Annotated in this window: 11 protein-coding genes and 1 pseudogene; 6 read left to right on the forward strand and 6 right to left on the reverse strand. The window is 51.1% G+C overall.

What is annotated here, in order from left to right; all coding sequences use genetic code 11:
* Nucleotides 1–2 precede the first annotated feature (2 nt).
* The 3 genes from C3D30_RS04935 to cueR are packed head-to-tail and all read left to right on the forward strand — an operon-like array spanning nucleotide 3 to nucleotide 3,741.
* Nucleotides 3–2,165, forward strand: coding sequence for a type I secretion system permease/ATPase (locus tag C3D30_RS04935; RefSeq protein WP_105286547.1), 2,163 nt, complete (start codon nucleotides 3–5; stop codon nucleotides 2,163–2,165).
* Nucleotides 2,162–3,337, forward strand: coding sequence for an HlyD family type I secretion periplasmic adaptor subunit (locus C3D30_RS04940; RefSeq protein WP_001014327.1), 1,176 nt, complete (start codon nucleotides 2,162–2,164; stop codon nucleotides 3,335–3,337). The genes C3D30_RS04935 and C3D30_RS04940 overlap by 4 nt, the downstream gene beginning before the upstream one ends.
* Nucleotides 3,334–3,741, forward strand: a complete 408-nt coding sequence (cueR, locus tag C3D30_RS04945; protein ID WP_001026750.1) for a Cu(I)-responsive transcriptional regulator — start codon at nucleotides 3,334–3,336, stop codon at nucleotides 3,739–3,741. Before C3D30_RS04940 ends, cueR begins: the two co-directional genes overlap by 4 nt.
* Nucleotides 3,742–3,745: 4 nt before the next feature.
* Here the strand turns inward: cueR and C3D30_RS04950 are convergent, their stop codons facing one another.
* From C3D30_RS04950 to C3D30_RS20805, 3 genes and pseudogenes are all read right to left on the reverse strand, one after another.
* Entirely contained in the window at nucleotides 3,746–3,949 is a 204-nt protein-coding gene (locus tag C3D30_RS04950; protein WP_000650965.1) for a hypothetical protein, read from the reverse strand.
* The gene (locus C3D30_RS04955; RefSeq protein WP_021550362.1) at nucleotides 3,946–4,368 is read right to left on the reverse strand and encodes a hypothetical protein; all 423 of its coding nucleotides are present in this window, start codon (nucleotides 4,366–4,368) and stop codon (nucleotides 3,946–3,948) included. The genes C3D30_RS04950 and C3D30_RS04955 overlap by 4 nt, the downstream gene beginning before the upstream one ends.
* 101 nt (nucleotides 4,369–4,469) lie before the next feature.
* Nucleotides 4,470–4,853, reverse strand: a pseudogene (locus C3D30_RS20805) (YadA C-terminal domain-containing protein); the annotation flags it as partial.
* Nucleotides 4,854–6,277: 1,424 nt separating this feature from the next.
* Here C3D30_RS20805 and C3D30_RS04965 point away from each other — a divergent pair.
* Nucleotides 6,278–6,640: a hypothetical protein gene (locus tag C3D30_RS04965; RefSeq protein ID WP_001001641.1), complete on the forward strand. Its 363-nt coding sequence runs from the start codon at nucleotides 6,278–6,280 to the stop codon at nucleotides 6,638–6,640.
* Between the two features lie 184 nt (nucleotides 6,641–6,824).
* Here C3D30_RS04965 and C3D30_RS04970 read toward each other — a convergent pair whose 3' ends face one another.
* Together C3D30_RS04970 and C3D30_RS04975 are read right to left on the reverse strand one after the other, a co-directional pair.
* Nucleotides 6,825–7,283 (reverse strand): NfeD family protein, encoded by a 459-nt coding sequence (locus C3D30_RS04970; protein WP_000571574.1) that lies wholly within the window; start codon nucleotides 7,281–7,283, stop codon nucleotides 6,825–6,827.
* Entirely contained in the window at nucleotides 7,280–8,197 is a 918-nt protein-coding gene (locus C3D30_RS04975; RefSeq protein WP_000904498.1) for an SPFH domain-containing protein, read from the reverse strand. The genes C3D30_RS04970 and C3D30_RS04975 overlap by 4 nt, the downstream gene beginning before the upstream one ends.
* A gap of 145 nt (nucleotides 8,198–8,342) precedes the next feature.
* On the opposite strand from C3D30_RS04975, the gene fetA reads away from it, so the two are divergent.
* Together fetA and fetB are read left to right on the forward strand one after the other, a co-directional pair.
* Complete coding sequence (fetA, locus tag C3D30_RS04980; protein WP_105286549.1) at nucleotides 8,343–9,020, forward strand: iron efflux ABC transporter ATP-binding subunit FetA; 678 nt, start codon at nucleotides 8,343–8,345, stop codon at nucleotides 9,018–9,020.
* Nucleotides 9,007–9,786 (forward strand): iron efflux ABC transporter permease subunit FetB, encoded by a 780-nt coding sequence (gene fetB / locus C3D30_RS04985; protein WP_001295323.1) that lies wholly within the window; start codon nucleotides 9,007–9,009, stop codon nucleotides 9,784–9,786. Before fetA ends, fetB begins: the two co-directional genes overlap by 14 nt.
* Before the next feature lie 62 nt (nucleotides 9,787–9,848).
* Here the strand turns inward: fetB and cnoX are convergent, their stop codons facing one another.
* A complete protein-coding gene (gene cnoX / locus C3D30_RS04990) occupies nucleotides 9,849–10,703 on the reverse strand; it encodes a chaperedoxin (protein WP_016159169.1) in 855 nt (284 codons plus the stop codon).
* Nucleotides 10,704–10,710 lie beyond the last annotated feature (7 nt).

Below are 10,710 nucleotides of genomic sequence, written 5' to 3' on the forward strand. Positions count from 1 at the left end.
TAATGAAAAAAAATGCCCAGTCCGTGGAAGCCTGGCTGGAGGCGATGATCGCCGTGGCACGCTATTATCGCCTCGATTTTTCTCAGGAGAACGTGCGCGCAACTGTCAACTGGGAGCGCGACAGCAAGCGGGAAGAGTTACTTACCGACATGGCGCGGCAGTTGGGGATGGGGCTGCGGCTGGTTGAGTTCTCCGCCGACTCGCTTAACCCGTGGCGGCTGCCGTTGATCGCGGTGTTTGATAATCAGCAGATTGGCGTGATCACCCGCCGCGACAATCACGACAATATCAGCATTCAGTTCAGCGGTGACGAAGGGCTGGAAACCACGCTTAACGTCGCGGATGTTGAGGATAAAATCGTCGAACTGGCGCTGCTGCGCCCGCTCAGCGCCATTCCCGATGCGCGGGTGGATGACTACATTCGCCCGTATCAGGCGAACTGGTTCTGGAATCTCTCGCTAAAAGACTGGCGGCGCTACGGCGATATTATGCTGGCCTCGCTGGTGGCGAACGTGCTGGCTCTGGCGGCGATGATTTTCTCGATGCAGGTTTATGACCGGGTGGTTCCGGCGCAGTCGTACCCGACGCTATGGGTGCTGTTCGCCGGGGTGATGATGGCGATCCTGTTTGAGTTTTGTATGCGCATGGTGCGCACACATCTTTCCGATGTGATTGGTAAACGGGCGGATTTACGGATTTCGGATCGCGTTTTTGGTCATGCATTACGGCTGAAAAATAACGTGCGATCGAAATCCACCGGCTCGTTTATCTCGCAGATCCGCGAACTGGAATCGGTGCGTGAGCTTATTACTTCCACCACCATCGGCGCGGTGGCGGATCTGCCGTTCTTCCTGCTGTTTGTCTTTATTTTGTGGATGATCGGCGGCTGGCTAGTGCTGGTTGTTTTGCTGGCGCTGCCGTTATTAGTGATCCCCGGCCTGCTGGTGCAACGCCCGCTGGCGCGGCTGGCGAACGAAGGGATGCGCGAGTCGGCGGTACGCAACGCGACGCTTGTGGAAGCCGTGCAGTCGATTGAAGACATCAAACTGCTGCGCGCCGAACAGCGTTTCCAGAATCAGTGGAATCACACCAACGATGTGGCGTCCTCCATCAGCATGAAGCAACGTTTTCTCACCGGGCTGCTGCTCACCTGGACGCAGGAAGTGCAATCCATCGTCTACGTGGTGGTGCTGCTGGTGGGCTGTTTTATGGTGATGAACGGCGACATGACCACCGGCGCGCTGGTGGGAACGACGATCCTGGCTTCGCGCACCATTGCGCCGCTGTCGCAGATTTCCGGGGTGCTCTCGCGCTGGCAGCAGGCGAAAGTGGCGCGTAACGGCCTTGATGAACTGATGAAGCGACCGGTGGATCAGCCGGAACACGGCAAACTGGTGCATAAAGCGGTGCTGCACGGCAATTATCAGTTCAGCAACGCGGTGTTTTATTACGACGAAGAAGAGAAGATTGCCGATGTGGCAATCGGCAAACTCAACATTCAGGCTGGTGAGAAAATCGCCATACTTGGGCGCAACGGCGCGGGTAAATCAACACTACTGCAAATGCTCGCCGGAATGCGTATCGCCCAGCAGGGGCAGGTGCTGCTGGATAACATCAGCATCGGGCAGCTTGATCCGGCGGATCTGCGCCGCGACATGGGGCTGCTTAGCCAGACCGGACGGCTGTTCTTCGGCTCGCTGCGGGAAAACCTGACGATGGGGATGCCGGAAGCCAGCGATGAAGATATCGAACGCGCGTTAATCCTCAGCGGGGCGCTGCCCTTTGTGCAGAAGCAGAAAAACGGCCTCAACTACATGATTCAGGAAGGGGGATTTGGTCTTTCTGGCGGTCAGCGGCAAACGCTGCTGCTGGCGCGGCTACTTATCTCTCAACCCAATATCGTCCTGCTTGACGAACCCAGCGCCTCGCTGGACGAAATGGCGGAAGCGCATTTAATCGAACAACTGAAGCAGTGGATTGGTCATCGCACGCTGGTAATCGCCACTCACCGCACGGCGATGCTGCAACTGGTGGACAGGATAATCGTGATGGATCAGGGTCGCATTGTGATGGACGGCGCGAAAGAGACTATTTTGCGTGAACAGGGCGAACCCACGGCGCGACGCGTGGTGTTGCAGGAGAAGAATAAGAGGGCTGGCGCATGAACGGACAACTGCAATACAACCGTGGCCTGACTGAACCTCGCCTGCCGCGTTCGGCACTGGCAGTGCGCGTGACTGCCGTAATGTTACTCTGTTTTCTCGGCTGGGCGTGGTACTTCCAGCTTGATGAAGTGACCACCGGCAGCGGCACGGTAGAACCTTCCGGGCGTGAACAGGTGGTGCAGTCGCTGGAAGGCGGAATTCTGTATCATCTCGACGTGAAGGTTGGCGATATTGTTGAACAGGGTCAGCCGCTGGCGCAGCTTAACCGCACCAAAACGGAATCCGACGTTCAGGAAGCGATGTCGCGCCTGTACGCGGCGCTGGCAACCTCGGCGCGGCTGCGGGCAGAAGTGAGCAATAAACCGCTGGTCTTCCCTGACGAACTGAATAAATTCCCCGAACTTATCGAGTCGGAAACGGCGTTGTACAACACTCGCCGCGACGGGTTGAACAAAGCCACCACCGGGCTGACGCAGGGGATTAGCCTGGTCAACCGTGAACTGGCGATGACCCAGCCGCTGGTGAAACAAGGGGCTGCGAGCAGCGTCGAAGTGCTGCGCCTGCAACGCCAGGCCAATGAACTGGAAAACAAACTTAGCGACGTGCGCACGCAATACTACGTACAGGCGCGGGAAGAGTTAGCGAAAGCTAATGCGGAAGTGGAAACCCAGCGTTCGGTGATCCGTGGGCGTGAAGACTCCCTCACCAGGCTCAACTTTACTGCGCCAGTTCGTGGCATTGTTCAGGATATTGATGTCACCACGGTTGGCGGCGTCATTGCCCCCGGTGGTAAACTGATGACCATCGTGCCGCTGGATGAGCAACTGCTGATTGAGGCAAAAATCTCCCCGCGCGATGTGGCGTTTATCCATCCGGGGCAAAAATCGCTGGTGAAAATTACCGCTTACGATTACTCCATCTACGGTGGTTTGCCGGGGGAAGTGGCGGTGATATCACCGGACACCGTGCAGGATGAAGTGCGGCGAGATGTTTATTACTATCGGGTGTACATTCGCACTTTCAGTAATCATCTGGAAAATAAAAGCAAACAGCAGTTTCCGATATTTCCCGGCATGGTGGCGACGGTCGATATCCGCACCGGCAAAAAGAGCGTGCTGGATTATCTGTTGAAACCCTTTAACAAAGCACAGGAGGCGTTGCGCGAACGATGAACATTAGCGATGTAGCAAAAATTACCGGCCTGACCAGCAAAGCCATTCGCTTCTATGAAGAGAAGGGGCTGGTGACACCGCCGATGCGCAGCGAAAACGGTTATCGCACCTACACGCAGCAGCATCTCAACGAACTGACCTTACTGCGCCAGGCGCGCCAGGTGGGCTTTAACCTGGAAGAGAGCGGCGAACTGGTGAATCTGTTTAACGACCCGCAGCGCCACAGTGCTGATGTAAAACGGCGCACGCTGGAGAAGGTGGCGGAGATCGAGCGACATATCGAAGAACTGCAATCCATGCGCGACCAGTTACTGGAGCTGGCGAATGCCTGCCCCGGCGATGACAGCGCCGACTGCCCGATTATCGAAAATCTCTCCGGCTGCTGTCATCATCGGGCGGGGTGAAAAATCAGTTAATTCCCGTTTGCACAGAAAGAATGTGCTGCAAACTTTCTACCATAATGCGCCCAGACTGAAATAAGCCTTCCTGGATTTCATTGTTAACATTTACCGCATGAACCAGGGAGGCTAATAATACCACTTGCAAGAAAGCAAAAATAAAGGCGCCGATAATCAAAATATGTGTCAGGGATATTTTCTTTTCATCCTTCATTTTAAATAGCCTACAAACTGGCCTTCCTTCATTAATGCGACTTTTCCTGTGTGATGATAAACAATCACGTTATACAGACCCGACTGATAAACTGTGGCATCGGCATTATCTTCATCAATCGCACATAATGAATCATTGAGATAAGCAAAGTTTTTGCTACTCATTCTGAAGGTTACGCCAAAACCTTTATAAATGGATTTTTTAGCAGCCTGGGCATGTTGTACGGCTTCTGCGTTCTTATAAGCCTGTGCCTCGGAAACACTTAAAATAGCGGTCTGCCGCTGCTGTTCGGCAAGATAACAGGTGTCATGAGATACGCCTTGCGCCTGGCAATCTGCAATGCGAGACGCGGGAGAGCTACAACCAGCCAGCATGATTAACGCCAGCAGGGAAATCGATTTAATGGTGCTATTCATCATTGTTAACCTTAAAATGTAGTAAAGAGTAAAAACAGGCAAACGTCCTTGCTCTAATTTATTTAATGGTTTTTATTGATATTTATAAAGTATCCAGAGAAATATTAGAACGAATATCCCACACCGACACCCGCACCGAAATCAGATTGCGTATCCGCAGAAACTCCAGCTTTAATTACTGTGTGGATCCCGGCATTAAAAGACGTGCCGACAGATACCGCTGATTCACCATTAAACGTTCCTGCGCCCGCAGACACCATCATTAAATCACCGGTTTTCACCTGCGGCTGTGAGGCAATGGCAATAGCTGACGCGATCCCTGCATTGGCATCTTTACGGTTGTCTTCAACTTCGTTTTTCAGTGAGCTGAAATGGTTATTGAGCGTATTAATTTGTTGGCTGTTATCCGCTACTCGTTTTTGAGTGGTTGATAACTGCTGATGTGTGTCGGTGGAATCCTGCACCAGGTTTTGAATTTGTTCACCGTAATGAACGCTATCTATCTGTTGTTGTGCCGCCAGCTTACTTACCGCAGTGTTGGTTTTTGTTATATCGCCATGAATTTCTTCCAGTTCTTTTGTGTGGTTCTCGGTAGCAACACTTTGAGATACCGTCGTCATGGTAGAAGAAAGAGCGTCAATTTTTTTCCCTTGCTCCGCAGAAGCGCGCGTGCTGGCTTCACTTTCCGCAGCCAGTTTAGCGTTGACCATTCCCTGATAACGGGCGGCGGTCTGAACATCACCGGTAGCTGCGACCGTTTTTTGTGTGGCTTCGATTTGCTTTTGCTGTTCGGTAATCTGCGTTTGTTGAGCTTCGGCTTGTTGCTGCTGTGCGTTATCCGCAGCGTCCTGACGGGCGTTTACCATGCTTTGATAACGGGCGGTGGTCTGAACGTCACCAGTAGCAGCAACCGTTTTTTGTGTAGCTTCGATTTGCTTTTGCTGTTCGGTAATCTGCGTTTGTTGAGCTTCGGCTTGTTGCTGCTGTGCGTTATCCGCAGCGTCCTGACGGGCGTTTACCATGCTTTGATAACGGGCGGCGGTCTGAACATCACCGGTAGCTGCAACTGTTTTTTGCGTATCGTTAATTTGGTCTTGTTGAGCTCTAAGAATGTTCTTCTGTTCGATAATGTCGTCAGTATTTTTATGAATAGCCGCTTTGCTGGCGTCAATCTCGGTTTGCGCTGACGTAATAGCCTGGTGCGCTTCATTGGCGGTCGACACTGCTGTGTTAGCGGTGGTTTGCGCATTCTGGATGGCTGTATCCTGTGCCGCATCGCGGTCTGCCTGGGTCTGTTCTGGGGAGATATTTTCGCCCGTCTCTGAAGATATATACCCATGCGAAAACAGATAGTCTTGCGCGGCTTCTGTATTTCCAGTACGAATCATGAAGCGTCCAATTTTCTGGTCAACTTCTTCATGTGACATCCCAGGTTGGATTGCCTCCAGTTCTGTCGCTGCCGCCTCAATCGTATCACCCGCAAAGGCAGATGGACTGACAGTAGTAGCAATAACGACAGCCAGTAAAGATATCTTTACAGTTTTCATTCATTTTTTCTCAATCAAAGTAAGTCGCATTTATGTTTCTTATAGCAACATTAATTGTTGTTATAAGAAATATTATGCGTTTCGTATTGATCGAAATCTACGCTGGCATTTGTGTGATGTAAAGCGCGTTTTTATGCGGTGTAAGCGTAAACACTGCCTAATAGAAACTAAAAAAGTTTCCATTAGAAATAAAATGGAAAATCATTTTGTGCCGTTTCTCTGTAAGAAATCGTAAAGACTTGTTTTGATAAGCGAAATAAACTCCGTTTCTGGACTAAACGTGATGCTGTTGCTGATGTATGTTAGAATGCGTTTCTTTGATAAATCTCAATTTTTAAGAGGTTTACGCCAGGCAGGAAAATTAAATGAATGAATTTGAGAAGATTTTTAATGAAATGAATCTGGACAGGGCATTACTCCCTATCCTTTTTCGTTCGAATCGCTCCACGGTGTGGAAGTATTTAAGCGGCGATAGTACGGCTCCTGCCTCTGCTATGTCGCTGATCATGCTGTTGCAGTTGATCCAGAAGAGAAACCCCGATCTGTTAGCCGAATGGTTAACGCTTTCTGATTTCACTATTCCGCCAGAAGTTTACCTGGATCAGCCCGATTACTGGAAAGGGTGGGTGTATACCCAACATAAGGTCAATAAAAACGTCCTGGAATATTTAAAAAAACATTATCCGGATGAAGACCAGAAAGGTATGAATAAAGGCCAGGAAGAGTAAATTACCAATGCCAGATTACATGGTGGATGCGGCCTACGATTCGGGCACAGACTTGTTGGCATGATAAAACGCGTCAGTATCGTATCAGGCATTCGTGCATAATTGCCGGATGCGGCGAGAACGCCTTATCCGGCCTACAATCAGGCACAGACTTCCAGGCATGATAAGACGCGTCAGCGTCGCATCAGGCGATGACCGCACGGATGACCAGCGTTATCCCTTCAATCGCAATCACCTCAACATGCGTACCTGCGCCGAGATCTTCGCTGGCGCTGACCGGCCATGAACTGTCGCCGACGCGCATATGACCGCGTCCGTTGACTAACGGTGATTCCAGCACAAATCGTCTGCCAATCAACTGCTGGCCACGCTGGTTAAGATGGCTGTCGCTGTGCTTTTGTTCACGTACCCGCCGCGACAACCATTTCCACCATAGCCAGGCAGCGAGCAGCGTCAGGACAGCAAACATCACCCCTTGCCATTCCCACCCCAGCGGCAGCAGCCAGACCACCAGGCCAGTAATCACTGCCGCGACACCGCTCCACAACAGATAACCGTTTCCGCCCAGCATCTCGGCAGCCAGCAATAAACCGCCGAGACTCAGCCAGAAAATATGCGGGTGTACTACCAGCAGCTCGATCATGATTTATTTCGCTCGTTGGCGCTGTCTTTCACCAGTTCGGCAATCCCGGCAATCGACCCCATCAGGCTGCTGGCGTCTAATGGCATCATCACCACTTTGCTGTTACTGGACGAACCGATCTGTTGCAACGCTTCGGTGTATTTCTGCGCCACGAAATAGTTCACCGCCTGAATATCACCGGAGGCGATGGCTTCAGACACCATTTGGGTCGCGCGAGCTTCCGCTTCAGCGGAACGTTCACGCGCTTCAGCCTGTAAAAACGCCGACTGACGTTCGCCTTCCGCTTTCAGGATTTGCGACTGTTTTTCACCTTCGGCTTTGAGGATTTCCGCCTGACGGATCCCTTCCGCCTCAAGGATGTAAGCGCGTTTGGTACGTTCCGCTTTCATCTGCGCGTTCATCGAAGAGATAAGCTCTGCCGGCGGGCGCACGTCGCGAATTTCAATACGGGTGACTTTAATCCCCCACGGGTTGGTGGCTTCATCGACAATATGCAGCAGGCGCGAGTTAATGCTGTCGCGCTGGGAGAGCATTTCGTCCAGTTCCATTGAGCCAAGCACGGTACGGATGTTGGTCATGGTCAGGTTGATGATTGCCAGCTCCAGATTGCTGACTTCATAAGCGGCGCGCGGGGCATCAATCACCTGAATAAAACAGACTGCGTCGATGGTCACGTTGGCGTTATCTTTCGAGATAACTTCCTGGGAAGGGATATCGAGCACTTGCTCCATCATATTGATCTTGCGACCAATGCGATCCATAAACGGCACCACCAGACTTAGCCCCGGTTGTAGCGTTTTGGTATAGCGACCAAAACGTTCTACCGTCCACTGATAGCCCTGCGGCACGATTTTGACGCCTGCGCCGACAATCACCAGCGCGACAAAAATGAGAATCGGGATAAAGATAAGCATCGGAAAAACCTCCTGTTGTACCGTCCATAATGAGCAAAGTTGCTGCTTGATTAAACAAATTATACCTGATTACTGAAAGGGAGTTCCCCCTTATTCTTGTGGAGGATAAACTGTTTTTATTAAAAATGAGATAAAGGGAACAGCGATGCAGGAAAATAGTCCTTTGCTTCAGCTACAAAACGTAGGATATCTGGCGGGTGATGCGAAGATTCTTAATAACATCAGTTTTTCGCTGCGTGCTGGCGAATTTAAGTTAATTACCGGTTCTTCCGGTTGTGGCAAAAGTACGCTGCTGAAAATTGTTGCTTCATTAATCAGCCCAACCAGCGGAGCATTACTGTTTGAAGGTGAGGATGTCAGCACACTAAAGCCAGAAACCTACCGCCAGCAAGTTTCTTACTGCGCCCAGACGCCAACGCTGTTTGGCGACACGGTATACGATAACCTGATTTTTCCCTGGCAGATCCGTAACCAACAGCCTGATCCGGCTATTTTTCTCGATTTCCTCGAACGCTTCGCCTTGCCGGACACCATTTTGACGAAAAATATCGCCGAACTGTCTGGTGGTGAAAAACAACGCATCTCATTGATTCGTAATCTGCAATTTATGCCAAAGGTATTATTGCTGGATGAAATTACCAGTGCACTGGATGAAAGTAATAAACATAACGTCAACGAGATGATCCACCGTTATGTGCGCGAGCAAAATATTGCCGTGCTGTGGGTGACACACGATAAAGACGAAATTAATCATGCGGATAAAGTGATTACACTGCAACCGCATGCCGGAGAAATGCAGGAAGCACGCTATGAACTCGCATAATATTACTAACGAATCATTAGCACTGGCATTAATGCTGGTGGTGGTGGCAATCTTAATTAGCCATAAAGAAAAACTGGCGCTGGAGAAAGATATTCTCTGGAGCGTCGGGCGAGCGATAATTCAGCTGATTATTGTCGGCTATGTGCTGAAGTATATTTTCAGCGTGGATGATGCCAGCCTGACATTATTGATGGTGTTATTTATCTGCTTTAATGCGGCGTGGAACGCGCAAAAACGCAGTAAATATATTGCTAAAGCTTTTATCTCATCGTTTATTGCCATTACGGTCGGGGCGGGAATTACCCTGGCGGTGCTGATTCTCTCAGGGTCGATTGAATTTATCCCGATGCAGGTGATCCCTATCGCCGGGATGATTGCCGGTAACGCCATGGTAGCGGTGGGGTTGTGTTACAACAATTTAGGGCAACGGGTCATTAGCGAACAGCAACAGATTCAGGAGAAACTGAGTCTTGGCGCGACGCCGAAGCAGGCTTCAGCGATATTGATTCGCGACAGTATTCGCGCGGCTTTAATTCCGACGGTCGATTCAGCAAAAACGGTTGGCTTAGTGAGTTTACCAGGAATGATGTCCGGGCTGATATTTGCCGGGATTGATCCGGTGAAGGCGATTAAATATCAGATTATGGTGACCTTTATGCTGCTCTCAACCGCCAGCTTGTCGACCATTATTGCCTGCTATTTAACCTATCGTAAGTTTTACAATTCGCGCCACCAGTTGGTGGTGACGCAATTGAAGAAGAAATGATGCGATGCCGGATGCGCAGCATCGCATCCGGCGTTGTGGTTCATGTGCCGATCAACGGAATATCAATACAACAATGCATACAGCTGGCGGCGATACTTCGACGCCAGCGCATCACCCGTACCCAGCGCAGCGAGGATCTCCTGGAACGTTTTACGTGTCTGACCGTCTGCGGCGGTGAGATCTTTACGCAGATGCCCGAACAGTAACTCCAGCGCCTCTTCATTGCGCCCAACCTGGTGCAGTTGCAGAGCCAGTTGCGTCGCCAGTGCGGCATCTTCTGGATTCTCCGCCACCTGCTGTTGCAACTGTTGAATTTCCGGCGTATCAGCCGCCTGCTTCAGCAGTTCGATTTGCGCCACCAGCCCCTGGTAGCGGGTGTCCTGATCCTGCAACGGAATGGTTTTCAGCACCGCTTCTGCATCTTCAGAACGGTTCAGCGCAATCAGCGTTTCTGCCAGCAGCAGGCCGATCTCCCCGTTCTGATTCGACAACTGCCAGGCGTCTTTCAGCAATGGCAGGGCGTCGGTGTAATTGCCTTCCTGCATCAGCTGCATCGCCTGCTGCGCTTTCAGCTCTTCTTCGCGCGGCAGTACTTTATCCAGCAGGGCGCGGATCGCCTCTTCCGGTTGCGGTCCCTGGAAGCCGTCTACCGGTTGCCCGTTCTGGAACAGATAAACGGTCGGAATCGCGCGCAGACCAAACTGAGAAGCAATCATCTGCTCAGCGTCACAGTCCAGCTTCGCCAGAATAAATTGCCCGTTGTACTGCGCCGCGAGGCTTTCCAGGATCGGGGTTAACTGCAAACAGTGCTGGCTACGTTCAGACCAAAAATAGAACAGCACCGGAGTGGTCATCGACTGTTCAAGAACCTGTTGCAGGTTAGATTCGTTAATGTTGACAATATTTTCTACGGACATGGAGTCG

This window comes from Escherichia sp. MOD1-EC5433, assembly GCF_002966005.1.
In the GTDB taxonomy this organism is placed as follows: domain Bacteria; phylum Pseudomonadota; class Gammaproteobacteria; order Enterobacterales; family Enterobacteriaceae; genus Escherichia; species Escherichia ruysiae.